Below are 22,460 nucleotides of genomic sequence, written 5' to 3' on the forward strand. Positions count from 1 at the left end.
GCCGACCATGCGCATCCTGACGACCGCCCTTTTGGCGACCGCCCCGCTCCTGATCCTGGCCTCGGCGGCTCAGGCGCAAGAGCTTCCCGGCCGCTGGAGCTTCAGCGCGGGCGCCGCCAGCGACAACCGCTCCAAGGACGCCTCCAAGTCCGACGGCGATCCCTTCGTCTGGGGCGCGGCGGAATGGGAAAGCGAAAGCGGCCTCTTCTACGTCAGCCCCGCCTTTGAAACGATCAAAAGCGGCGGCTCGGAGCTGGAGTTGGAACTGGCCGGCGGCGTGCGTCCGCAATGGGCCGGCTTCGACTTCGACCTGAACGTCGCGCACAAGTGGCGGGTCGACGCCGACCCCGGCTATGACGATAAGTCGTGGGAGTTCACGGCCGACATGAAGCGCTCGATCGGCCCAGCCAGCGCCCGCCTGCGGCTGCAACACTCGCCCGACGGCGCTGGTTCGGTGAAGGCCTGGACCTGGGTCGCGGTGCGCGGCGGCTGGGACTTCACCGACAAGCTGAACGTCTCGGCCGAGGTCGGCCGTCGCGAGCAGGACAACAGCGTCGACTACACCGGCTACAACATCGGCGCGACCTACGCCCTGACGTCCAATCTTGAGGCCGAACTGCGCTGGCACGGCACGAACGCCAAGGTTCCGGGCGAACAGTACGCCGACGCCCTGGTCGCCGGGATCAGCGTCTATTTCTGACCAGAGGCCTGCGTCTCAGGCGCCTGTTTCACCTTTGGCGGAAAAAGCCTAGGCTGACGCCATGACTTTTCGACCGACGACTTTGGAACGTGCGTACCAACTGGCCCAAAGCGGCGCCTGCCGAACCGTAGGCGATGTAAAACAGGCCCTGAAAACCGAGGGGTATGAGCGGATTCAGGACGCGCTGTACGGCTCGACCATCACCTCGGCCCTGCGCAAGCTGTGTCAGGAGAACTGGATTTCGCCGCCGGAAACGGCCGAGCCCTGAACCCCGCCCCTTGCATTAGGGCGATGGAGGGTCCACCCTAGTGAGGTCGATCTCTCTGCGTAACGCTCTGCCTTCTGCCCCGCGCACCGAGGTCTAAGCCGATCCATACAGACCCGACAGGCCATCAGGGACGTTCTCTGAGGCCAACTTCTAGCGGAGGTCCTGAAAATGGCTACCGGCACTGTAAAATGGTTCAACTCCACCAAGGGCTACGGCTTCATCCAGCCGGATGACGGCGGCAAGGACGTCTTCGTCCACATCTCGGCTGTCGAAGCAGCCGGCCTGCGCGGCCTGGACGAAAACCAAAAGGTTTCCTACGAAATCGAGCGCGACCGTCGCTCGGGCAAGGAATCGGCTGGTCAACTGAAGACCGAAGGCTGATCCAGCCCTCTCGCTGCTCCGTCTGCAACGACGGGCGGCGATGACAGGATTGAAGCGCGCAGAGGGCGACCTCTGCGCGCTTTTCTTATGAGGACTTCAGCTGGACGAAGTCCGCGCCGGTGGGCGACTGAAACAGGCGCAGGCCGAACTCAGGCAGGATCGCCAACAAGTGGTCGAAGATGTCGCCCTGGATCGCCTCATACTCGGCCCAGGCCGTGGTGGCGGTGAAGGCGTAGATCTCCAGCGGCAGCCCCGTCTCCGTCGGCTGCAACTGACGCACCAACAGCGTCATGTCCTGACGGATGCCGGGATGGTTCTCCAGATAGTTCTGCACATAGGCGCGGAAGGCGCCGATATTGGTCGAGCGGCGCATATTGACCGGGTCGCGCCCCGCCGCGACCAGTTTGGCGTTCCAGTCGGCCATCTCAGCGCTCTTGTCGGCCAGATAGTCGTCGATCAGCAGAAATCGCCGCATCCGGTCACGCTCGTCCTCGGCCAGGAAGCGCGCGCTGGTCTGGTCGATCAGCAGGGCGCGCTTGATACGACGCCCGCCGCTTTCCTGCATCCCGCGCCAGTTACGGTAGGACTCGCTGATCAGCCGCCAGGTCGGGATGGTGGTGATCGTCTTGTCCCAGTTCTGGACCTTCACCGTGTGCAGGGCGATGTCGATGACGTCGCCGTCGGCGTTGACCTGGGGCATCTCGATCCAGTCGCCGACGCGCAGCATGTCGTTGGAGTTCAGCTGAACCGAGGCCACGAGCGACAGTATGGTGTCCTTGAACACCAGCATCAGCACCGCCGCCAGGGCGCCGAGGCCCGACAGCAGCAGCAACGGCGACCGGTCGATCAGGGCCGCGATCACCAGTATGGTGGCGATGGCGTAGATGACGATCTTCAGCACCTGAAGATAGCCCTTGATGCTGCGTCGATGGGCGCGCGGCGAGCGGGCGTAGATGGCGTTGGCCATGTCCAGACCGGCGCCTATGCCGATGGCCACGGCCACGATCATGAAAGCCCCGGCCACGTTCTGGATCAGGGTGACGACGCCGGGCGCCAGATGCGGCACGCCGCTGATCCCCTGATGGATGATGATGGCGGGCACGACGCGGGTGAAACTGCGCACCACGGGCTGCAACAGGGCGTCGAGATCATGCACCGCCCGGCCGACGACTTTCAGGATCAGTCGGGTCAGGATGCGGCGGACCACAAAGTCCGCGATGAAAGCAAGAAGGGCGAGAAGACAGAGCCCGATCAGCATCTCCGCGATCGGAAACTCCGCCAGGCGAATACGCATGGCGTCGAAATCAAACATGACCCCAGCCTAGGCAGGCCCGCCGGGGATTTGAACCCCCGGCGCCTCAATCAGCCTCAGCCGATAGCCTGATCCAGGTCGGCGATCAGGTCGTCGATGTCCTCGACGCCGACCGACAGGCGGATCAGGTTGTCGGTGACGCCGCCCGCCTCACGCACCTCTTTGGGCACGGATGCGTGGGTCATGATGGCCGGGTGGTTCACCAGACTTTCGACGCCGCCCAGCGACTCCGCCAGGGTGAAGACCTGCACCCGCTCCAGAACCCGCTTGGTCCGCTCCAGATCGCCGTCGATCAGCATGGTGACCATGCCGCCGAAGCGGCCGTTCATCTGGCGCGCAGCCAGTTCGTGCTGCGGGTGGCTGACCAGACCCGGATACAGCACCTTGGCGACGCCCTTTCGGTCTTCCAGCCAACGCGCCACGGCCAGGGCGTTCTCATTGTGCGCCTTCATCCGCAGGCCCAACGTCTTCAGGCCTCGGTTGGCCAGAAAGGCGTCGAATGGTCCCATGATCCCGCCCACCGAGTTCTGCAGGAACTTCAGCTGAGCCGCCATCTCGGCGTCCTTGGCCACCAGAACCCCGCCGACGATGTCGGAGTGGCCGTTCAGATATTTGGTCGCCGAATGCATGACCACATCGGCGCCCAGCGTCAGCGGCTGCTGGCTCCACGGCGTGGCGAAGGTGTTGTCGACCACCAGGATCAGCTTGTTCGCCTTGGCGACCTTCGACAGGGCCTCGATGTCGGCCAGTTTCATCAGCGGGTTGGTCGGCGTCTCCACCCACAGCATCCGCGTCTTGTCGGTGATGGCCGCTTCGACCGCCGCCAGGTCGGTCAGGTCCACATAGCTGAAGTCCAGCCCCATCGACCGGCGCCGCACCCGCTCGAACAGCCGCCATGAGCCGCCATAAAGATCGTCGCCGGTGATGATGTGCGACCCGGCGTCTAGCAGCTCCAGCGCCGTCGAGGTCGCCGCCATGCCCGAGCCGAAGCCGAAGGCCTGAACCCCGCCCTCCAGATCGGCGATGCAGGCCTCGAACGCCTCGCGCGTCGGATTCTTGCCGCGGGCGTATTCATAGCCCTTGTTCACGCCGGGGCTTTCCTGCGCATAGGTCGAGGTGGCGTAGATCGGCGTCATCACCGCGCCCGTGGTCGGGTCCGGCCGCTGGCCCGCATGGATGGCGCGGGTCGAGAAGCCCTGGCGGTTCTTCAGTTCAGACATGGGCTTACCGGTTCAGGCTGAGGTGGTTGATCAGGTCGGTGCGGGTGATCAGGCCGACAAAGCTCTCGCCCTCCAGCACGATGGCCACGCGGTCGCGGTCAAAGACCGGGATCAGGGCGTCCAGCGACTCTGTCACCTGAAGTGTATCCAGATCGCGCGTCATGGCCGAGGCGACCGGCTTGGCGAAGCGTTCCTGGCGGGTGATGTCGTCGGTGTTCATGATGTGGACGATGTCGCTTTCGTCCAGAATGCCGACCAGACGGCCGTCCTGAATGACCGGCAGTTGCGACAGCCCGTCGCCGCGCATCCGCTTGAAGGCGGTGTCCAGCGTATCTTCCGGCCCGATCACCACCACGTCGCCGGCGGCGTATTTGCGGTTGATCAGGTCCGACAGGTCGCCGTGCAATTCGCGCTCCGCCAGCCCCTGATCGGCCAGCCAGGCGTCGTTGTAGACCTTGGACAGATATTTGGCGCCGGTGTCGCAGACGAAGGTCACGACCCGCTTCGGCTCGGTCTGCTCGCGGCACCAGCGCAGGGCCGTGGCGATCAGGGTGCCCGAGGATGACCCCGCCAGAATGCCTTCCTTCAACAACAGCTCGCGCACCGTGGCGATCGCCTCGGCGTCGGGGATGGAATAGGCGACGTCGATCAGATCGGGATCGGTCGTCTCAGGCATGAAGTTCTGGCCGATGCCCTCGACCGTATAGCTGCCGTCCGGCCCAGCGACGCCCTCATTGATCAGTCCCGCCAGCGCCGATCCCACCGGGTCAGCCAGAATGATCTTGGCCTTGGAGCCCTGCGCCTTGAAGTAGCGCGCGTTGCCGGTAATCGTCCCGCCTGAGCCGATCCCGGCGACGAAGGCGTCGATATCGCCGTCCATCTGCTCGAAGATTTCCGGGCCGGTCGTCTTGAAGTGGGCCTCGGAGTTGGCGTCGTTGGCGAACTGGTTGACGAAATAGCCGCCCGGAATCTGCTGGGCCAGACGCTCGGCCATGTCGGTGTAATATTCAGGATGGCCATGCGGCACGTCCGAGCGGGTCAGGCGCACATCGGCGCCCATCGCCCGCAGGTGCTGGATCTTCTCCTTCGACATCTTGTCGGGGATGACCAGCAGGACGTTATAGCCCTTCTGCTTGCCGACCAGGGTCAGGGCCAGGCCGGTGTTGCCCGCCGTCGCCTCGACGATGGTGCCGCCGGGTTTCAGCCAGCCCGCCTTCTCCGCCGCCTCGATCATCGACAGGGCGATGCGGTCCTTGATGGAGCCGCCGGGGTTCTGGCTCTCCAGCTTCAGGAAAAGGCGGCACGGGCCGGTGTCGATCCGCGTCACCTCGACCATCGGCGTCTTGCCGATCAGGTCCAGCAGGCTCTTGGCCGGACGGCTGAGAACAGGGGCGTCGGTCATCGACATGAGAGCAGGCTCCGTTGCACGGGTGACTTGTGAAGCTGGGCGTCCGCCCCTTCGCGGTCAACTCCTGCAAGTTTTCACCCTTTCGCCGAGAAGCGCGTTAGAAAGGGCGCAATGGTCAAGACACCCAAACGCCCCGCTGCGGGCCTGCCCGACAAAGAATCCCTCATCGCCTTCCTTCGTGAGGCTGGAGAAGCCGAAAAGGCCGACATCGCGCGCGCCTTCGGCCTGAAAGGCGCCGAGCGGCGCCAGATGCGCGAAATGCTGAAGGAGTTGGAGGCCGAGGGCCGCCTCAGCAAACGCGGCCGCAAGGGCTTTTCCGAGGTCGGCGCCCTGCCCCCGGTCGGCGTCGCCGACGTGGTGGACCGCGACGCCGACGGCGAGCTTTACGTCCAACTGGTCAAGGGCGGAGAGGATGCACCGCGCGCCGTCCTGATGCCTGATCGCGAGGGTCGCGGCCCCGCGCCCGGCATGGGCGACCGCCTGCTGGTCAAGTTCAGCCAGGGCGTCGACGGCTGGGAGGCGCGCCTTGTCAAACGGCTGGACACCGGCGGCAACCGCGTGCTGGGCGTCATCCGCAAATCGGCGCGCGAGACGCGGGTCGAGCCGGTCGACAAACGCTCCAAGGACGTGCTGGTCGTGCCCCAGGCGCAGGCCGCGGACCTGCGCGACGGCGATCTGGTGCTGGCCGCCGTCGAAAAGGGCGAGCATCGCTACGGCCCCAAGCGCGGCAAGATTCTTGAGAACATCGGGCGTGAAGACGACCCCCGCGCCGCCTCCATCATCGCCATCCACGCCCACGGCGTACCAACCGGCTTCTCTGAAGCCGTGGAGCGCGAGGCCGAGGATCAGGACGTGCCGACGCTGAAGGGGCGCGAGGACCTGCGCCACGTCCCCTTCATCACCATCGATCCCGCCGACGCGCGCGACCATGACGACGCCGTCTATGCCGAGCGCGACGAAGACCCGGCCAATGCAGGCGGCTGGATCGTCTGGGTCGCCATCGCCGACGTCGCCGCCTATGTGCGCCCGAACACGGCGCTGGACCGCGAGGCGCGGGCCAAGGGCAACTCGACCTACTTCCCCGACCGGGTCGAGCCGATGCTGCCCGAAGTCCTGTCCAACGGCCTGTGCAGCCTGAAGCAGGGCGAGAACCGCGCCTGCATGGCCGTGCGCATGGTCTTCGACAAGGACGGCAGGAAGACCGGGCACAAGTTCACGCGCGGCCTGATGCGCAGCCACGCCAAGCTGTCCTACGAACAGGCGCAATCGGCCATCGACGGCCTGCTGGACGACGCCACCGGGCCGATCATGGAGGCGATCCTCTATCCGCTGTGGAACGCCTATCGCACCATGCTGAAGGGCCGCGAGCGCCGCAGCCCTCTGGCCATCGAAAGCCCCGAGCGCCGCATCATCATGTCGCCCGACGGCGGCATCGCCGGCATCGAGCCGCGCAAGTCGCTGGAAGCTCACCGCCTGATCGAAGAAATGATGATCCAGGCCAACGTCTGCGCCGCCGAGACGTTGGAGAAGACGCACACGCCGCTGATCTATCGCGTCCACGACACGCCCAGCCAGGAGAAGATATTCAACCTGGCCGACTTCCTGCACACCATCGGCAAGCCGTGGAACAAGGGCGAGGCGCCGAACACCAAGCGCTTCAACAAGCTGCTGGAAGAGACCCGCGACACCCCGCACGCCGAGGTCGTCAACGAAGTCGTCCTGCGCACCCAGATGCAGGCCATCTACTCGCCGGACAATGTAGGCCACTTCGGTCTGCACCTGGACCGCTACGCCCACTTCACCTCGCCCATCCGGCGCTATTCGGACCTGATCGTCCATCGCGGGCTGATCCGGGGGCTGAAACTGGGGTCGGACGGCCTGACCGACCGCGAGATCGCCGAACTGGGCGGCATCGCCGAACACGTCACCGAGACCGAGCGCCGCTCGATGGCGGCCGAGCGCGACGCCATGGACCGCTACATCGCCGCCTTCCTTGAAGAACACGTCGGCGCGACCTTCACCGGCCGGATCACCGGCGTGACCCGCTTCGGCCTATTCATCCGGCTGGACGAGACGGGCGCAGACGGTCTGGTACCGGTCTCGACGCTCGGCGACGAATATTTCACCCACGACGACCGCGCCCATGCCCTGGTGGGAGAGCGCAGCGGCAAGCGCTTTCCGCTCGGCCGCCGCGTCGAGGTGCGGCTGATGGAAGCCACGCCCGTCACCGGCGGTCTGGTGCTGGAAATGCTGTCCGAACCGGACCCGCGCGACCCCAACGCCCCGGCCCCGCGCTATGGGATGCGCGGAAGAGGCGGCGACGGCCCGCCCAAGCGTGGGAAAGGCCGTCCGGACGGCCCGCCCAAGCGTGGGAAAGGCCGTCCGGGCGGTCCCAAGCCCCGCAACGGCGCCAAGCCCTCCGGCGGCCTGAAGGGCGTCAAAAAGGGCAAGCGGCGTTGAAGCCCCTCCCCTTCGACGCGGCGCAGGACCTCGCGGATGCGCCGCGCACCGGGGGCGTCCAGCGCCCCAAGGACGCCGCCACCCTGATCCTGACGCGCGACGCCAAGCGGCCCGAGGTGCTGATGGGCCGACGCGCGCCGGGCCATGTCTTCATGGCCTCGAAGTGGGTGTTTCCGGGCGGACGCATCGAGCGCGCCGACTTCACCGCCGCCTCGAAAGGCCCCCTGTCGCCCGACGCTGCGCGCCGGCTGGAGACGGAAATGCCTGCCCGCCGCGCCCGCGCCCTGGCCCTGGCCGCCGTGCGCGAGACCTTTGAAGAGACAGGGCTGATCCTGGGCCGAGCGGCGCCCGCCGCCTCGGTCGCCGGGCCGTGGCGAGAGTATCGTCAGGCAGGCGCCCTGCCCGATCTGTCGGTGCTGTCCTATGTGGCGCGCGCCATCACCCCGCCGGGCCGACCGCGCCGTTTCGACGCGCGCTTCTTCATGGCCCCGGTCGAGGCCCTGCGCGATCCGGACCGTATCGAAGGCTCGGGCGAACTGGACGAGATCGCCTGGATTCCTCTGGACGAGGCACAGAACCTCGACCTGCCCGCCATCACCCGCTTCGTGCTGGGCGAGGTGGCCGAGCGGCTGGAGACGCCTCAGCGCCCCCTGCCCTTCGTTCACATGGTGCGCGGCCGCCACGTCATCGACCATCAGGACTGACGCGGCGGCCTTAAGGTCTTATTCGGCGACCGGCTTCGTCAGGTCGAAATCAACCTGGAAGTGGCGGTTCGGGCGGCGCAGTTCATAGGTGAAGGTCTTGTCGGGATGGACCTCCATCGCCCAGACGTTGGTCGTCGAGACCGAGGCGTCGTTGGCGTTGAACAGGTCGATGGATTCCTGATCGACCGGGAACTCCTGACGCTCTGCCGTGCCTTCGTTCGCCGTGTCGCCGCCGTACCAGTGCAGCGGGTCGGTCTTGCCGTCCGGCTGGCGGTGATCGTGCTTCAGGCGCAGGCCCGAATCGGTGCGCGTCACCACCCAGGTGCGCGAGCGGTCTTCGCCGACCCAGAAGGGGATGCGAATCTCGTCCGCCGAACAGTCGCGCACGTGCATCAGCAGGCGTTTGCCGGCGAAGTCGGAATCGGCGGCCTCGTTGGTGACGACCTTGCCCTCGAATCGCTGGCCGCACAGGGCGGTCAGATTGGCGAAGAAGGCGTCCTGCGCCGTGGCTGGGGCCTCAGCAGTCGCAGCCGCGGGGGCTGCGGGCTCGGACGAACAGGCGGAAAGGGCCAGACCGGCGACGATAACGGCGGCGGACAGGGCGTGGGCGGGCTTGAAGCAGGGCTTTTTCATGGCGAAACACTAGCGTCTGTATGGCCAGGCTCAACGCGACATCGAAGCCGTTGACTTTGAGCCCGTCCTGAGTATGTTCCGCGCCTCTTATTTCAAGCGGCTTTCGCCGTCGCAGAGGTTAATTCCGATGGCCAAACCGGCTTCCATCAAGATCCGCCTGAACTCCACCGCCGACACCGGCTTCTTCTACGTGACCAAGAAGAACGCCCGTACGATGACCGAGAAGATGGTCGTCAAGAAGTACGACCCGGTCGTCCGCAAGCACGTCGAGTTCAAGGAAGGCAAGATCAAGTAAGGGTCTCGCCCTCCGCTTGAATCTGCAAGAATCGAAACGCCCGGTCGCAGGACCGGGCGTTTTTCTTTGACCGTTTATCGGAAAGCGTCGCGTCAGGCGGCGCGGGCGACGACGCGGTTGCGCCCCTGAGCCTTGGCCTCATAGACGCCCTCGTCCGCCCGCTTGAGCAGGGCCTCGGGCGTGTCCTCCATGCCCAGGCTGGCCGCCACGCCGACCGAAACGGTCACGCCCAGCACATCGCCGCCGCTGATACGGAAGGGGGCCGCCCCCACGTCGCGGCGAATACGTTCGGCGATGCGATGGGCGTCTTCCAGCGTCGTGCCCGGCATGACCACCACGAACTCCTCGCCGCCGAAACGACAGGGCAGATCGACCGCACGCACATTGGTCGCCAGCCGTACCGAAAACTCGCGCAGCACCTCGTCGCCGACGTCATGACCAAAGGTGTCGTTCACGGCCTTGAAGTGGTCGATGTCCAGCACCAGCACCGCCACCGGGTCCCCGCCCCGCGCGGCGCGCGCGACCAGAGCCTGCAACTGGCTGGTCATGTAGCGGCGATTGTGCAGACCCGTCAGCGGGTCGGTGATAGCCATCTCCAGATTATGGTCCAGCTTGTCGCGCAGGAAGTCGCCGTACCGCTTGCGCTTCACCTGGGTGCGGACCCGCGCCGACATCTCTTCAGGATCGACGGGGCGGGCCAGGATGTCGTGCGCGCCCAGATCCAGCGCCTTCAGCAGACGCGGCCGATCATGGGTGTCGATCAGCGCCAATATGGGAATGCGCCGCGTCATCTCCTTGGAACGCAACTGGGCGATCAGGCGCAGGCCGTCGAAGCCTTCGGACGACACATTGACGATGACCAGATCGACCGGTCCCCGCGCCGCGTCCAGAGCGTCGGCCAGGGTGTCCGCAATCATCGGGCGATGCTCGATCGACAGCTCCCGCGCGATCATCTCGGCCTGAAGCTCATTGTCGTCGACGACCAGAACCCGACCGCCCGAGCCCTTCAGACGGCCGACGCCGCCTGCGTCCATGCCCAGGCGCCGGCTGCTTTCCTCGCGCTCACGCAGCTCATCCATGACCATCTTCAGGCGCGTCAGGCTCTTGACCCGCGCCATCAGGATCACATCGTCCAGCGGCTTGGACAGGAAGTCGTCAGCGCCCGCTTCCAATCCCCGGATGCGGTCATGACGCCCGTCGAGGGCCGTCACCAGCACCACCGGGATATGACGCGTCTCCTCGGCGGCCTTGAGCCTACGGCAGGTCTCGAACCCGTCCATGCCGGGCATCATGACGTCCAGCAGGATCAGGTCGGGCTGTTCATCCCGGGCCATGCGCAGGCACGAGGTCCCGTCGCCGCAGGTCAGGGCGTCATAGTATTCAAGGGTCAGCTTGGCTTCGAGCAGACGGACATTCGCCTCTACGTCGTCGACCACCAGAATTCGCGCGCTCATCCCCTACCCCAGGTGCTTTCGCACCGTTTCAAGGAAGGAAATGACAGAGATCGGCTTGGAGATGTAGGCCTCGCAGCCCCCCTGACGAATCCGTTCCTCATCACCCTTCATGGCGAAGGCTGTAACGGCGATGACGGGTATATGGTTCAGCTCTTCATCATCCTTGAGCCATTTGGTCACCTCGAGCCCGGAAATCTCCGGCAGCTGGATATCCATCAGGATCAGATCAGGGCGATGCTCGCGCGCAATCGCCAGCGCCTGCAGCCCTTCGCGGGTCTGCAGCACTTCGTACCCCTGAGAATCGAGCAGATCATGAAAAAGCTTCATGTTCAGCTCGTTATCCTCGACGATGAGGATCTTCTTGGACATCCGCCACCCGGCCGTTGCGCCTCTTGTTCATTCGCTTTCGCGTCGGGCTGTTACGCCTTCTTGGGTGCACTGTGGCGGCGTCAGTCTTAAGTTGACGTGAAGCTGAGGAAACGGAGTTCCTGTTTGGCCATCACGGCCCTTTGCCGCGACTGTCTGTGGACCGGCGACCGCAAGGTCGCGCGGTGTCCGTCGTGCGCCTCGCGCCGGGTGATCGCCCACGACGAACTGAGCGATCTGCACATCGCCCACCTGGACTGCGACGCCTTCTACGCCTCGGTCGAAAAGCGCGACCGACCCGAACTGCGCGACAGGCCCGTGATCGTCGGCGGCGGCAAGCGCGGCGTGGTCTCCACCGCCTGTTATGTGGCGCGGCTGTACGGCGTCGGCTCAGCCATGCCGATGTTCAAGGCGCTGAAGGCCTGTCCGGACGCCGTGGTCATCAAGCCGGACTTCGCCAAATACAAAGCCGAGAGCGCACGCATCTTCGGCGCCGTCCAGCGCCTGACGCCGCTGGTTCAGACCCTGTCGCTGGACGAGGCCTGGATCGACCTGAAGGGCACAGAGCGGCTGAATGGCGGGCCGCCCGCCTTCCAGTTGGCGCGCCTGCAGAAATGGATCGAGGATGAGACAGGGCTGAGCGTCTCCATCGGCCTGGCGCCCAATCGCTTCCTGGCCAAGATCGCGTCCGAACTGGACAAGCCGCGCGGCTTCTCCGTCATCGGCGCGGCCGAGGCGCAAGACCTGCTGGCGCCGCGCCCCGTGACCACCCTGCCCGGCGTCGGGCCGGTGTTCGGCCGCACCCTGCGGTCGGACGGTTTCGCCACCATCGGCGATCTGGCTGCTGCCGAGGTGAAGGATCTGGTCCGGCGCTATGGCGAGACGGGCCTGCGGCTGCACGACCTCAGCCACGCCCGCGACAGCCGCCCGGTGAACCCCGACCACGACCGGCGCGGCATGAGCGCCGAGACCACCTTCAACGACGACCTGACCACCGCCGAGGCGCTGGAGGCCGAACTATGGCCCCTGTGCGAGAAGCTGGCGGCCAAGGCGCGACGCGACGGCGTGGCCAGCCGGGTCTTGGTGCTGAAACTGCGCAAGACGGACTTCAAGATCGTCACCCGCCGCATCACCCTGGCCGAGCCCGTGCAGACGGCGCGCGCCCTGTTCGCCGCCGGACGCGACCTGCTGAAGGCGGAACTGGGCGTGCCCTATCGATTGATCGGCATCGGCATGGCCGATATCGCCGACGCCCAGGATGTCCCCGCCGGGTTGTTCGCCACCGCCGAAGCCCGCGCCCTGAAGACCGAGACCGCCATCGACGCCCTGCGCGACAAGTTTGGGGCAGGCGCCGTCGTCGCCGGGCGCGCTCTGAAACGTCCCAACGAACGCCCCGGATGACGCGGCCGCCGCGCCGCGCTAAACCCCCTGCACCCTTTCATACGGAGTCGCCCCATGAGCATCCACGCCCGCATCGCTGAACTCGGCATCACCCTGCCCGAGCCCGCCAAGCCGGTCGCCAGCTATGTCTCCTACGTCCGCTCGGGCGAGCAGATCTTCATCTCGGGCCAGCTGTCCAATGACGCCTCGGGCGGCATCAAGGGCACGGTCGGCGTGGATGTGACCCCGGAGCAGGCCGCCGAGGCCGCCCGCCTGTGCGGCGTCAACCTGCTGGCTCAGATCAACGCCGCCGTCGACGGCGACCTGGATCGCGTGGTCCGCATCGTCAAGCTGGGCGGCTTCGTTCAGGCCGGACCGGACTTCGAGGCCATCCCCGCGGTCATCAACGGCTGCTCGGACCTGATGGTCCAGGTCTTCGGCGACGCCGGCAAGCACTCGCGCTCGGCCGTCGGCGTCTACAAGCTGCCGCTCGGCTTCGCCGTCGAAGTGGACGCCGTCATCGAGGTGAAGTGAGCTTCACCCTCCAGGTCAACGACAGGATCGCCGCGATAAGCCGGGACGCGTGGGACGCCTGCGCGGCCCCGACCGGCGATCCCTTCGTCTCCTATGACTTCCTTGACGCCTGCGAGGCGTCCGGCAGCGCCGTCCCGTCCGAGGGCTGGGCGGCGCGCCACCTGTCCCTGCACGATGAAGACGGCGTCGTGATCGGCGTCATGCCCCTTTATCTGAAGGGCCACAGCCAGGGCGAATACGTCTTCGATCACAGCTGGGCCGACGCCTATCAGCGCGCGGGCGGGCGCTATTATCCCAAGCTGCTGGGTGCCGTGCCCTTCACCCCCGCGACAGGCCCACGCTTCCTGAACGCGCCGGGAACGGACGCCGCCACGGTGCGCGAGGCCCTGCTGCAAGGCGCATTGACGCTGACCGAGCGGCTGGGCGTCTCGTCGCTACACGTCAACTTCCCAACCGAGAGCGACTGGCGCGCCATGAGCGAGGCGGGCCTACTGCCGCGCCGGGACATCCAGTTCATCTGGCGCAACGACGGCTATCAGAGCTTCGACGACTTCCTGGGCGCCCTGTCTTCCAGTCGGCGCAAGACCATCCGGCGCGAGCGGCGCGAGGCGCAGGCCGGTCTCGATATCCGCGTCCTGACGGGCGTTTCAATCACGCAGGCGCATTGGGACGCCTTCTTCGCCTTCTACATGGACACCGGAGACCGAAAGTGGGGGCGGCCCTATCTGACGCGCGACTTCTTCGCCCGCGTGGGGGCGAGCATGGCCGACCGCATCGCCCTGGTCATGGCGTTCGAAGAGGAGACGCCCGTGGCGGGGGCGCTGAACTTCATCGGACGGGACGCCCTATACGGCCGCCAGTGGGGGACGCTGGTCGACCGGCCCTTCCTGCATTTCGAGCTGTGCTATTATCAGGCGATCGAATTCGCCATCGCGCGAGGGCTGTCGCGGGTCGAGGCGGGGGCGCAGGGGGATCACAAGATCGCGCGCGGCTACCTGCCCTCCCCGGTCTATTCGGCGCATTTCATCGCCGATCCGGCGCTGCGCGATCCCGTCGCCCGCTATCTGGAGCAGGAACGCCCGGCTGTGGAGGCGGAGATGCACGCCATGACTGCGGAGCTGTCCCCCTATCGCCATCGCTGACATGCGGTCGCACCTGATAAAACGCCGGAACCTCGACCTTGGCTGCGCGCTTTGAGGGAGAGTTTCACTCCCCAACAGGTAAGAAGAATGGCTAATCAACGTATCGAAGGCGCTGTCGAAGAGTTTGAAGGCAAGGCCCAGCGCGGCCTGGGTCGTCTGGCGGGCGACAGCAAGCTTCAAGTCGACGGCGCTATCAAGGAAGCCGGCGGCCGCGCCAAGAACGCCTATGGCCGCGTCATCGACGGCCTGGACGGCATGGTCGACAAGGCCCCGGCCGACCTGCGCGCTCCCGCTCGCAAGGGTCTGGACTTCGCCCGCGAAAAGCCTCTGCTGACGGTCGGCATCATCGCCGGCGCGGCGGCCGTGCTCAGCGCTCTGGGCCGCAAGCGCTAAGACGGCGACTCCCGATAAGACGGCGACTCCCGATATGAAAAAGGCCCGGACGGCGACGTCCGGGCCTTTCTCTTTGCGCCTGATCGAAATCAGGCGGTCTCTTCTTCAGCCTCCTTCACCGCTGCGCCCTTGGCCGGGGTGATGTCGAAGGCGATCTTGCCGTCCTTCAGCTCGACCTTGACATGGCCGCCGCGGGTCAGGCGGCCGAACAGGATGTCGTCGGCCAGCGGCTTCTTGATGTGCTCCTGAATGACGCGGGCCAAGGGCCTTGCGCCATACAGTTCGTCGAAACCGTTCTTGGCCAGCCAGTCGGTCGCCTCATCGGTCAGTTCGATGGTGATGTTGCGGTCCGCCAGCTGGGCTTCCAGCTGCAGCACGAACTTGGTCACGACCGAGCGGATCGTCTCGGCGCCCAGCGGCTTGAAGGCCACGATGGCGTCCAGACGGTTGCGGAACTCAGGCGCGAACAGGCGCTGGATGGCCTTTTCGTCCTCGCCCTCGACCTTGCCCCGGCCGAAGCCGATGGCCGCGCGCGCGTTATCGGCGGCGCCCGCGTTGGTGGTCATGATCAGGATGACGTTCCTGAAATCAACCTTCTTGCCCACGGCGTCGGTCAGCGTCCCGTTGTCCATCACCTGCAGCAGGATGTTGTAGACGTCAGGGTGCGCCTTCTCGATCTCGTCCAGCAACACGACAGAGTGCGGGTGCTGGTCGACGGCGTCGGTCAGCAGGCCGCCCTGATCATGGCCGACATAGCCCGGAGGCGCGCCGATCAGGCGGCTGACCGTGTGGCGCTCCATGTATTCGGACATGTCGAAGCGCTGCATCTCGATGCCGAGGGTGGCCGCGAGTTGCTTGGCCACTTCGGTCTTGCCGACGCCGGTCGGACCGCTGAACAGGAAGGCGCCGATAGGCTTGTTCGGGTCGCGCAGACCCGCCCGCGCCAGCTTCATCGCCGACGACACCTGGTCAATCGCCTGCTCCTGACCAAAGACGGCGCGCTTCAGATCGGTCTCCAGCTCACGCAGGGATTCCGTGTCCGACTTCGACACCGACTTGGGCGGGATGCGGGCCATCTTGGCGATGACGGCCTCGACCTCCTTCTGGCCGATGACCTTCTTGCGCTTCGATTCCGGCAGCAGCATCTGCGACGCCCCCGCCTCGTCGATCACGTCGATGGCCTTGTCCGGCAGCTTGCGGTCGGTGATGTAGCGCGCCGACAGATCGACCGCCGTGCGGATGGCCGAGTCGGTGAAACGCAGCTTGTGGTGCGTCTCGTAGGTCGTCTTCAGGCCCTTGAGGATCTTCACCGTGTCCTCGATCGTCGGCTCATTGACGTCGATCTTCTGGAAGCGGCGGACCAGGGCGCGGTCCTTCTCGAAGTGCTGGCGATATTCCTTGTAGGTGGTCGAGCCCATGCAGCGCAGGCTGCCGGACGCCAGGGCAGGCTTCAGCAGGTTCGACGCATCCATCGCCCCGCCCGAGGTCGCGCCCGCGCCGATCACCGTGTGAATCTCGTCGATGAACAGGACGGCGTTGTCGTGGCTCTCCAGTTCCTTGACGACCTGTTTCAGTCGTTCCTCGAAGTCGCCGCGATAGCGGGTGCCCGCCAGCAGCGAGCCCATGTCGAGGCTGTAGATCGTCGCGTCTTTCAGAACTTCCGGCACCTCGCCGTTGACGATCTTGCGCGCCAGCCCTTCGGCGATGGCGGTCTTGCCGACGCCGGGGTCGCCGACCAGCAGCGGGTTGTTCTTGGTGCGACGGCACAGGATCTGGATCGAGCGCTCGACCTCGGCCTGACGCCCGATCAAGGGATCGATCTTGCCGTTGCGGGCCTTCTCGTTCAGGTCGATGCAATAGGCTTCCAGCGCCTCGCCGCCCTGTTTGACGACCGAGCCGTCCTCGGCCTCTTCGGGGCTGGCGCCGCGCACCGAGCGGGCTTCATTGGCCCCGGCCTTCTTGGCGATGCCGTGGGCGATGAAGTTGACCGCGTCGTAGCGCGTCATGTCCTGCTCCTGCAGGAAATAGGCGGCGTGGCTTTCGCGTTCGGAGAAGATGGCGACCAGGACGTTGGCGCCGGTCACTTCCTCGCGGCCGGACGACTGGACATGGATGACCGCGCGCTGGATCACGCGCTGGAAACCTGCGGTGGGCTTGGCGTCGTCGCCATCGGCCGTGGCCAGGGCGGCCAGGTCCGTGTCGACATAGGAGCCGAGCGCAGCCTTCAGCGCGCCCAGATCAACGTTGCAGGCCGTCATCACGGCCGAGGCGTCCGGATCGTCGATCAGGGCCAGCAGCAGGTGTTCAAGCGTGGCGTATTCGTGCCGACGCTCGTTGGCGTAGTGGACCGCGCGGTGCAGGGTCTCTTCGAGAGGACGGGAAAACGAAGGCATGGCAGGTTCCTCTCAGTCCTTTTCCATCGTGCATTGCAGGGGGTGCTGGTGGCGTCGCGCCGTCTCGACCACCTGGGCGACCTTGGTTTCGGCCACTTCGTAGGTGAAGACGCCGCAGACCCCGACGCCATGCTGGTGCACGTGCAGCATGATGCGGGTCGCGTCCTCGCGGCTCTTCTGGAAGAACCGCTCCAGCACGTAGATGACGAACTCCATGGGGGTGTAGTCGTCATTCAGGATCAGCACCCGATAGAGCGAGGGGCGCTGAAGTTTCGGCTTTGTCTCGGTGACGACGGCGGCGCCTGCGCCTCCGCCTTGTTCACCTGGCCGTCTGTTAGGCATTCGTGGTCCGTATTCGGGGAGTGTCGAGGGATCAGATAGGGAATGATGGCCTGATTTGTAGAGGCGTCCAGCCCCACAGACGCTCGCGCACGCCCAGTTGATGCCTGAACGTGAAAAGGCCCCGGCGTTTCCACCGGGGCCCTTCCGAAGTTCTGGACCTGAAGGTCGCGCTTAGCGAGCGGCCTGGAACTGCTCGACGGCAGCCGAAACGCGCTCGTTGATCGGCTTGAAGCTGTCCTTGACCGAGGCGGTCATGGTCTCGGTCGCCTTGCCGAACTCGGCCAGATAGGCCTCGGCGGCCGACTTGGCCCAGTTGGTCTGCAGTTCGAACAGTTCCTGCATCGAGCGGGCCTGCGAGAACGACTGGGCGGCGGCGACGCCGTCTTCCCAGGACTTCTTGCTGTAGGCCATAGCCTGTTGTGACAGGGCCTCGGCGCCCTTCTGGGCGGCGGCGGCGGATTCCACCACGGCTTCCAGGTTCTTCTTGCCGTGCGCGTTGATCTCGCTCAGCGAGGCGACGGACTTGTCGACGCCTTCGCGGAACGCCTTGGCGCCGGCGGCCTGGATGGATTCTGCCTGAGCCTTGGCCTTGGCGGTGGTTTGTTCGACGGTCTTCTTCACGGTCTCAGCGGCGTCAGCCATGGGGAGTCTCCTGAAGCGAAAGGTTTCATGCGACAGGCGGAGCCCATCGCGACAACGGCGATATGGTGCACCTGCGAAAAGACTTCAAGTGAAATTTGTGCAACGCACAATATAATCGCTGATCACCTGACGCGGAGCCGCTCGATCACAAGTCTGTTGACGCGCCGTTAACCCTCTCGAAACCGGGCGAGCCGATGTTAGCGTTTGTAACGTGCGTGATCGCAGCCGTCTTCGCGCCACAGTGACGAGGCTAGTAGCTTGCCCATGAACGCCATCTTCCGCCGTCGTTTCCTGGCCGCCCTGGTCCTGGGGGGAATTGTCCTGACGCCAACGGTCGGCGTCGCCCCGCCGGAAGCCCAGTCGACCGACAGCCGATACGCCGCCATCGTGGTGGACGCCGCCTCGGGCGAGGTGCTGTTTTCGCGCTTCGCCGACGCCCGGCGCTTTCCGGCCTCCATCACCAAGGTCATGACCCTGTATCTGACGTTCGAGGCGCTGGAATCGGGCAAGGCCAAACTGGACGACAATCTGACCGTCTCGCCGCGCGCAGCCTCTCAGCCGCCGTCGAAGCTGGGCCTGGCGGCAGGCCAGACGATCAGCCTGGACGACGCCATGCGCGCCACCGCCGTCCGCAGCGCCAACGACATGGCCGTGGTCATCGCCGAACACATCGGCGGCTCCGAAGGCCGTTTCACCCAGATGATGACGGAAAAGGCTCGCGAGCTGGGAATGGAGCACACGCGCTTCACCACCGCCAACGGCCTTCCCGACACGCGCCAGGCGACCACGGCGCGCGACCTGTCGATCCTCAGCCGCGCGGTGATGCGCGACTATCCGCAATACTATCGCTACCTCGGCCTGCACGACTGGTTCTACAAGGGCCGCGACTACCGCAACACCAACGGCCTGCTGGCCACCGGGCGCGGCTATGACGGCATCAAGACCGGCTTCACCAACGCCTCGGGCTATAATCTGGCGGCGTCTTCGGTGCGCGACGGCAAGCGGATCATCACCATCGTCATGGGCGGGCGTTCGACCGCCAGCCGCAACGCCCACGTCGCCGAACTGATGGACACCGGCTTCGAGGTCCAGCGTCGCCGGGGTCAGGGCGAGAACATCCAGCTGGCTCAGGCCTTCTTTGAACAGCGCGGCTATGGCGTCAGCAGCGATCCTGCGCCCGTCGCCTACGCCTCCCTGTCCGACGAGGATGGAGAAGGCGTCGGCTCCTCGACCGAAGTGGCCTATGTCTCAGGCCCGCCGCCGCGCAGCCTGCCGACCGAGGTGACGCCGCCGCCGTCGGCCCGCCGCGCCGAGAACCGCCCGCCCGAAAGCCTGACCGCCGCGCTGAACGGCGGATCAGCCGCGGCGCCTACGCCCCCTGCCCGCACGACCCGCAACCCGCCCGCCCGCGCCGCCGCCCCGGCCCCGGCCGGTCGCTGGACCGTCCAGGTCGGCGCCTTCCGCGAAGAGGCCGTGGCCCGCGACTGGCTGAACAACGTCAGCCGCCGCTTCTCCAGCCAGTTCTCGAACGCCCAGCGTGACGTGCAGACGGCGAACGGCTGGTATCGCTCGCGCTTCACCGGCATGACCCAGCAGGCGGCCGAGGCCGCGTGCGAGGCTCTGTCGGAACGCCGCGTCACCTGCATGGTGGTCCGCCCCAGCTAGGCGAGGCGGAGCTAGCGTCCCTGCCCGTTGCGCCACCCCGGCTCCGCCAGACGCCGGGCGTAGTCGCGCACGCCGACGGGCCACGTCTCTGTTCGAGCGTCGAACGCCGTCCAGTCGCCTGCGAACAGCATCCGCACGGCCTCTTCATAGTCCGGCAGGTCGCCCGCCACGGCCGTCATGAAGCGATAGGCCGCCTCGCGGCTGCGACGCATCCGGTCCGGTCCCTCCGCCTCGCGCAGGGCGGCTTCGACCAGTTTGCGCAGGGCCACCGACGCCCCGCCGGGCTGAGACGCCAGCCAATCCCAATGACGCGGCAACAGCGTCACCTCACGCGCCGTGACGCCCAGCTTCGGCCGCCCCGGCCCCCGCTTCTCAGGCTCAGGCTGCGTCTGCTCCTGCGGCAGGCGCGCCAACACAGCCTGCAGGTCTCCGCGCAAATCCAGGTCAATCGGCCGGGCGTCCTCGTCTCTGAAAACGAGAACTGTCCGTCCAGCGTCATGTGCGGCCTTGGCCGCTGCGGCGACCTGCGCCAGGGGCCCTGCCGCAATCATCGTGTGGCCGTCAAAGGCCGTGCATAGAGTCATGATCCGTCCTCACTTGTTGAGGCAGGATTTACCCGGACAATATTATGCCGTCAATATTACCCGGATAAATTATCGGGCCCGATCAGCCATGCCTCCAAACAGAGCTCCGGCGATCCAGCTGACGACACCGGTGACGATGGCCGCCCCGATCCCCGCCCACAGGCCGTTGACGACGAAGCCGCCCAGGAACATGGCCGTCAGCCCGATCATGGCCGCGTTCACCACCAGCAGAAACAGGCCGAAGGTGACGATGGTCAGCGGCAGGGTCAGGATCACCATCAGCGGCCGCACGAAGGCGTTGACCACGCCCAGAATGACCGCCGCCGCGACCAGCGATCCGTTGGAAGTGAACTCCACCCCCGGCACCAGTTTGGCCGAAGCCCACAGGCCGATCGCCGTGACCACGGCCTGAACGATGAAACCCAGCATGACGCCTCCGTTGGTTGAACCTTGACCATATAAGCGCATATCGCGGCGATCCGCTCCGTGCGTCCATCAGGATCGCCTGCTAGGCTGGCCGCCCTATCCCGAAGGAGACCTCCATGAGCCTTCACGGCGCCTACGACCCGGATAACATCTTCGCCAAGATCCTGCGCGGCGACATGCCCAGCGTGAAGGTGTGGGAGGACGACGACGTCCTGGCCTTCATGGACGTGTTTCCCCAATCCGAGGGCCACGTCCTGATCGTGTCCAAGACCTCGACCGCCCGCAACATCCTGGAGATCGAGCCCGAGGCGCTGGCCAGGCTGACCGCCGCCGTGCAGCGCACCGCCCGCGCCGTCGAGAAGGCGCTGAAGCCTGAAGGCCTCAGCCTGATGCAGTTCAACGGCGACGCAGGCGGGCAGACGGTCTTCCACCTGCATTTCCACATCGTGCCGCGCTGGTCCGACCGCCCGATGAAGGGCCACGGCCACGCCCCGATGGCCGACGCCGAACAGCTGAAAACTCTGGCCGAGAAGATCGCCGCCGCGCTCGACTGAGCGTCTCTTACAGCGGCCCTTTGAAGATGAAGAAGGCCCCGCCGGCGATCAGGGCGAAGCCGATCAGGTGGTTCACCGTCAGCTTCTCGCCTAGATAGAACACCGAGAAGATCGCGAAGACCAGCAGGGTGATCACCTCCTGCATGGTCTTCAGCTCGGCCGCCGAATAGACCTGATGGCCGATGCGGTTGGCGGGTACGGCCAGCCAGTATTCGAAGAAGGCGATGCCCCAGCTGATCAGGACCACGATCCACAGCGGCTTGGCCCCGAATTTCAGATGGCCGTACCAGGCGAAGGTCATGAAGACGTTCGACAGGGCCAGCATGATGATGGGCGCGAGATAGGGCAGCGACGGCATTCAATCAGTGTGCTTGCGTCAAAGAGATTCCGCCAGCATAAGGCGGGCCACGCCGGTTTAGCTCAGCTGGTAGAGCAGCGGTTTTGTAAACCGAAGGTCGCGGGTTCGATTCCTGCAACCGGCACCACTCTCGCGGCCGCCTCCCCATGTCCGAGACGACCAACAAACTGGGTCACAGGATCCGAACGCGCGGCGCGCGCACCCGCCGCGCCCTGCTGGACGCCCTGCGCGCCCTGCTGAACACCAAACATCTGGGCGAGATCCGTTCCGCCGACGTGGCGATGGCCGCGGGCGTATCGGCGCCGACCTTCTACACCTACTTCGCCTCGGTCGAGGAAGGCCTGCAACTGCTGTGCGAAGAGGCGGGCGAGGACTTTCAGCGGTTGGCGGCCCACATTCACGCCGACTGGTCGGGCGACCGGGCCTTCGAGGCCGCGCGGACCTATGTGCTTGAAGTGCTGAACCTCTGGAACGACCACGGGCCTGTGCTTCGCGTCGAGCATATGCTGGCCGACATGGGCGAGCCCGCCTTCGCCGAAAGCCGCATCCGGCGTCTGCGTCGCATTCACCTGGCGCTGGAGCGTCGCATCGCCCAGGCGCACGCCAACGGCCTGCACCCCGAAGGCCTGAATCCTCGTCTGGCCTCCTATGAGACGGCGAACCTGGTGGAGTCCGTCGCCGCCGGTTTCGACCTGATGCGCCGCGCCGACACGCCCGAAGCCATCATCGAAACCACCGCCCATGTCGTGGTGAAGCTGACGACCGGCCGCTGACGACCGCCGCGAGCCTTGGACAAGCTGTCCATTGCGACGGCGCCTTCATGGGGTAAAGCATCACCGTTGGCCA

Annotated in this window: 25 protein-coding genes and 1 tRNA gene; 14 read left to right on the forward strand and 12 right to left on the reverse strand. The window is 65.9% G+C overall.

Features of this window, described 5'->3' with window-relative positions:
• Window positions 1-7: 7 nt before the first annotated feature.
• From D1604_RS04280 to D1604_RS04290, 3 genes are all read left to right on the forward strand, one after another.
• On the forward strand, window positions 8-700 hold the full coding sequence (locus tag D1604_RS04280; RefSeq protein WP_024353988.1) for a TorF family putative porin: 693 nt from the start codon (window positions 8-10) through the stop codon (window positions 698-700).
• Window positions 701-761: 61 nt separating this feature from the next.
• The gene (locus D1604_RS04285; RefSeq protein ID WP_003167328.1) at window positions 762-968 is read left to right on the forward strand and encodes a hypothetical protein; all 207 of its coding nucleotides are present in this window, start codon (window positions 762-764) and stop codon (window positions 966-968) included.
• Between the two features lie 168 nt (window positions 969-1,136).
• Window positions 1,137-1,349 carry a cold-shock protein gene (locus D1604_RS04290; protein ID WP_003167329.1) on the forward strand — a complete coding sequence of 71 codons (213 nt, stop codon included), beginning with the start codon at window positions 1,137-1,139 and terminating at the stop codon, window positions 1,347-1,349.
• A gap of 85 nt (window positions 1,350-1,434) precedes the next feature.
• Here the strand turns inward: D1604_RS04290 and D1604_RS04295 are convergent, their stop codons facing one another.
• From D1604_RS04295 to D1604_RS04305, 3 genes are read right to left on the reverse strand one after another with little or no spacing between them, the layout of a single operon-like run.
• A complete protein-coding gene (locus D1604_RS04295) occupies window positions 1,435-2,661 on the reverse strand; it encodes a mechanosensitive ion channel family protein (RefSeq protein WP_119412309.1) in 1,227 nt (408 codons plus the stop codon).
• Between the two features lie 56 nt (window positions 2,662-2,717).
• Window positions 2,718-3,881 (reverse strand): cystathionine gamma-synthase, encoded by a 1,164-nt coding sequence (locus D1604_RS04300; protein WP_119412310.1) that lies wholly within the window; start codon window positions 3,879-3,881, stop codon window positions 2,718-2,720.
• Window positions 3,882-3,885: 4 nt separating this feature from the next.
• Entirely contained in the window at window positions 3,886-5,289 is a 1,404-nt protein-coding gene (locus tag D1604_RS04305; protein WP_119412311.1) for a pyridoxal-phosphate dependent enzyme, read from the reverse strand.
• A 111-nt stretch (window positions 5,290-5,400) separates the two neighbouring features.
• On the opposite strand from D1604_RS04305, the gene rnr reads away from it, so the two are divergent.
• Both rnr and D1604_RS04315 read left to right on the forward strand, forming a co-directional pair.
• Entirely contained in the window at window positions 5,401-7,749 is a 2,349-nt protein-coding gene (gene rnr / locus D1604_RS04310; protein WP_119412312.1) for a ribonuclease R, read from the forward strand.
• Window positions 7,746-8,453, forward strand: a complete 708-nt coding sequence (locus tag D1604_RS04315; RefSeq protein WP_119412313.1) for an NUDIX hydrolase — start codon at window positions 7,746-7,748, stop codon at window positions 8,451-8,453. The genes rnr and D1604_RS04315 overlap by 4 nt, the downstream gene beginning before the upstream one ends.
• An 18-nt stretch (window positions 8,454-8,471) precedes the next feature.
• Here the strand turns inward: D1604_RS04315 and D1604_RS04320 are convergent, their stop codons facing one another.
• A complete protein-coding gene (locus D1604_RS04320; RefSeq protein WP_119412314.1) occupies window positions 8,472-9,086 on the reverse strand; it encodes a hypothetical protein in 615 nt (204 codons plus the stop codon).
• A gap of 127 nt (window positions 9,087-9,213) precedes the next feature.
• On the opposite strand from D1604_RS04320, the gene rpmG reads away from it, so the two are divergent.
• Entirely contained in the window at window positions 9,214-9,381 is a 168-nt protein-coding gene (rpmG, locus tag D1604_RS04325; RefSeq protein WP_003164451.1) for a 50S ribosomal protein L33, read from the forward strand.
• A gap of 92 nt (window positions 9,382-9,473) precedes the next feature.
• Here the strand turns inward: rpmG and D1604_RS04330 are convergent, their stop codons facing one another.
• Window positions 9,474-10,835 carry a PleD family two-component system response regulator gene (locus D1604_RS04330; protein ID WP_119412315.1) on the reverse strand — a complete coding sequence of 454 codons (1,362 nt, stop codon included), beginning with the start codon at window positions 10,833-10,835 and terminating at the stop codon, window positions 9,474-9,476.
• Between the two features lie 3 nt (window positions 10,836-10,838).
• The gene (locus D1604_RS04335) at window positions 10,839-11,204 is read right to left on the reverse strand and encodes a response regulator (RefSeq protein WP_003167338.1); all 366 of its coding nucleotides are present in this window, start codon (window positions 11,202-11,204) and stop codon (window positions 10,839-10,841) included.
• Window positions 11,205-11,327: 123 nt separating this feature from the next.
• Here D1604_RS04335 and D1604_RS04340 point away from each other — a divergent pair, with 123 nt between their 5' ends.
• From D1604_RS04340 to D1604_RS04355, 4 genes are all read left to right on the forward strand, one after another.
• On the forward strand, window positions 11,328-12,602 hold the full coding sequence (locus D1604_RS04340) for a DNA polymerase IV (RefSeq protein ID WP_119412316.1): 1,275 nt from the start codon (window positions 11,328-11,330) through the stop codon (window positions 12,600-12,602).
• A 54-nt stretch (window positions 12,603-12,656) separates the two neighbouring features.
• Entirely contained in the window at window positions 12,657-13,115 is a 459-nt protein-coding gene (locus D1604_RS04345; protein WP_024353979.1) for a RidA family protein, read from the forward strand.
• Window positions 13,112-14,257 carry a GNAT family N-acetyltransferase gene (locus D1604_RS04350; RefSeq protein WP_119412317.1) on the forward strand — a complete coding sequence of 382 codons (1,146 nt, stop codon included), beginning with the start codon at window positions 13,112-13,114 and terminating at the stop codon, window positions 14,255-14,257. Before D1604_RS04345 ends, D1604_RS04350 begins: the two co-directional genes overlap by 4 nt.
• 87 nt (window positions 14,258-14,344) lie before the next feature.
• Window positions 14,345-14,650, forward strand: a complete 306-nt coding sequence (locus D1604_RS04355; protein WP_024353977.1) for a CsbD family protein — start codon at window positions 14,345-14,347, stop codon at window positions 14,648-14,650.
• Window positions 14,651-14,739: 89 nt separating this feature from the next.
• Here the strand turns inward: D1604_RS04355 and clpA are convergent, their stop codons facing one another.
• The 3 genes from clpA to D1604_RS04370 all read right to left on the reverse strand — a co-directional run bounded on the left by clpA (window position 14,740) and on the right by D1604_RS04370 (window position 18,027).
• A complete protein-coding gene (gene clpA / locus D1604_RS04360) occupies window positions 14,740-17,043 on the reverse strand; it encodes an ATP-dependent Clp protease ATP-binding subunit ClpA (protein WP_024353976.1) in 2,304 nt (767 codons plus the stop codon).
• Window positions 17,044-17,055: 12 nt separating this feature from the next.
• Complete coding sequence (clpS, locus tag D1604_RS04365) at window positions 17,056-17,385, reverse strand: ATP-dependent Clp protease adapter ClpS (protein WP_003164443.1); 330 nt, start codon at window positions 17,383-17,385, stop codon at window positions 17,056-17,058.
• 171 nt (window positions 17,386-17,556) lie between these two features.
• Complete coding sequence (locus D1604_RS04370) at window positions 17,557-18,027, reverse strand: phasin family protein (protein WP_024353975.1); 471 nt, start codon at window positions 18,025-18,027, stop codon at window positions 17,557-17,559.
• A gap of 264 nt (window positions 18,028-18,291) precedes the next feature.
• Here D1604_RS04370 and D1604_RS04375 point away from each other — a divergent pair, with 264 nt between their 5' ends.
• A complete protein-coding gene (locus D1604_RS04375) occupies window positions 18,292-19,692 on the forward strand; it encodes a serine hydrolase (RefSeq protein ID WP_119412318.1) in 1,401 nt (466 codons plus the stop codon).
• Window positions 19,693-19,703: 11 nt separating this feature from the next.
• Here D1604_RS04375 and D1604_RS04380 read toward each other — a convergent pair whose 3' ends face one another.
• A complete protein-coding gene (locus D1604_RS04380; RefSeq protein WP_119412319.1) occupies window positions 19,704-20,276 on the reverse strand; it encodes a DUF2239 family protein in 573 nt (190 codons plus the stop codon).
• A 69-nt stretch (window positions 20,277-20,345) separates the two neighbouring features.
• Complete coding sequence (locus D1604_RS04385) at window positions 20,346-20,705, reverse strand: phage holin family protein (RefSeq protein ID WP_119412320.1); 360 nt, start codon at window positions 20,703-20,705, stop codon at window positions 20,346-20,348.
• A 113-nt stretch (window positions 20,706-20,818) separates the two neighbouring features.
• Between D1604_RS04385 and D1604_RS04390 the strand changes: the two genes are divergently transcribed.
• Window positions 20,819-21,256: an HIT family protein gene (locus D1604_RS04390; protein WP_119412321.1), complete on the forward strand. Its 438-nt coding sequence runs from the start codon at window positions 20,819-20,821 to the stop codon at window positions 21,254-21,256.
• Between the two features lie 7 nt (window positions 21,257-21,263).
• Here D1604_RS04390 and D1604_RS04395 read toward each other — a convergent pair whose 3' ends face one another.
• A complete protein-coding gene (locus tag D1604_RS04395; RefSeq protein ID WP_119412322.1) occupies window positions 21,264-21,614 on the reverse strand; it encodes a DMT family protein in 351 nt (116 codons plus the stop codon).
• A 51-nt stretch (window positions 21,615-21,665) separates the two neighbouring features.
• Between D1604_RS04395 and D1604_RS04400 the strand changes: the two genes are divergently transcribed.
• Together D1604_RS04400 and D1604_RS04405 are read left to right on the forward strand one after the other, a co-directional pair.
• A tRNA-Thr gene (locus D1604_RS04400) sits at window positions 21,666-21,741 on the forward strand.
• 19 nt (window positions 21,742-21,760) lie between these two features.
• Window positions 21,761-22,387: a TetR/AcrR family transcriptional regulator gene (locus tag D1604_RS04405; RefSeq protein ID WP_119412323.1), complete on the forward strand. Its 627-nt coding sequence runs from the start codon at window positions 21,761-21,763 to the stop codon at window positions 22,385-22,387.
• Window positions 22,388-22,460: the final 73 nt, after the last annotated feature.

This window comes from Brevundimonas sp. LPMIX5, assembly GCF_003576505.1.
GTDB classification, from domain to species: domain Bacteria; phylum Pseudomonadota; class Alphaproteobacteria; order Caulobacterales; family Caulobacteraceae; genus Brevundimonas; species Brevundimonas naejangsanensis.